Below are 1,434 nucleotides of genomic sequence, written 5' to 3' on the forward strand. Positions count from 1 at the left end.
AAATCCGCCACTCATACGGGGTGAGACCTGATGCCGAGCCGATTGTGGTGAAGTGGATGATCCTATGCTGTCGAGAAAAGCCTCTAGCGAGTTTCATGGCGGCCCGTACCCTAAACCGACTCAGGTGGTCAGGTAGAGAATACCGAGGCGTTCGGGTGAACTATGGTTAAGGAACTCGGCAAAATGCCCCCGTAACTTCGGGAGAAGGGGGGCCACACCTGGTGATGGGCTTTACGCCTTGAGCTGGGGGTGGCCGCAGAGACCAGCGAGAAGCGACTGTTTACTAAAAACACAGGTCCGTGCGAAGCCGTAAGGCGATGTATACGGACTGACGCCTGCCCGGTGCTGGAACGTTAAGGGGACCGGTTAGCTTGGATTCGTCCAGGCGAAGCTGAGAACTTAAGCGCCAGTAAACGGCGGTGGTAACTATAACCATCCTAAGGTAGCGAAATTCCTTGTCGGGTAAGTTCCGACCTGCACGAATGGCGTAACGACTTCTCGACTGTCTCAACCATAGGCCCGGTGAAATTGCACTACGAGTAAAGATGCTCGTTTCGCGCAGCAGGACGGAAAGACCCCGGGACCTTTACTACAGTTTGATATTGGTGTTCGGTTCGGCTTGTGTAGGATAGCTGGGAGACTGTGAAGCTCGGACGCCAGTTCGGGTGGAGTCGTCGTTGAAATACCAGTCTGGTCGTGCTGGATGTCTAACCTGGGTCCGTGATCCGGATCAGGGACAGTGTCTGATGGGTAGTTTAACTGGGGCGGTTGCCTCCTAAAGGGTAACGGAGGCGCCCAAAGGTTCCCTCAGCCTGGTTGGCAATCAGGTGTTGAGTGTAAGTGCACAAGGGAGCTTGACTGTGAGACCGACGGGTCGAGCAGGGACGAAAGTCGGGACTAGTGATCCGGCGGTGGCTTGTGGAAGCGCCGTCGCTCAACGGATAAAAGGTACCCCGGGGATAACAGGCTGATCTTCCCCAAGAGTCCATATCGACGGGATGGTTTGGCACCTCGATGTCGGCTCGTCGCATCCTGGGGCTGGAGTCGGTCCCAAGGGTTGGGCTGTTCGCCCATTAAAGCGGTACGCGAGCTGGGTTTAGAACGTCGTGAGACAGTTCGGTCCCTATCCGCTGTGCGCGCAGGAGTCTTGAGAAGGGCTGTCCCTAGTACGAGAGGACCGGGACGGACGAACCTCTGGTGTGCCAGTTGTTCTGCCAAGGGCATGGCTGGTTGGCTACGTTCGGGAGGGATAACCGCTGAAAGCATCTAAGCGGGAAGCCTGCTTCGAGATGAGGACTCCCACCCACTTGATGGGGTAAGGCTCCCAGTAGACGACTGGGTTGATAGGCCGGATCTGGAAGCACCGCAAGGTGTGGAGGTGACCGGTACTAATAGGCCGAGGGCTTGTCCTCAGTTGCTCGCGTCCACTGTGTT

Annotated in this window: 1 rRNA gene; it reads left to right on the forward strand. The window is 56.6% G+C overall.

Annotated elements, in window-relative coordinates:
• A 23S ribosomal RNA gene (locus ACFY1E_RS47905) occupies positions 1–1,412 on the forward strand; the annotation flags it as partial.
• Positions 1,413–1,434 lie beyond the last annotated feature (22 nt).

Origin of the sequence: Streptomyces sp. NPDC001604, assembly GCF_042893475.1 — a bacterium.
GTDB lineage: Bacteria > Actinomycetota > Actinomycetes > Streptomycetales > Streptomycetaceae > Streptomyces.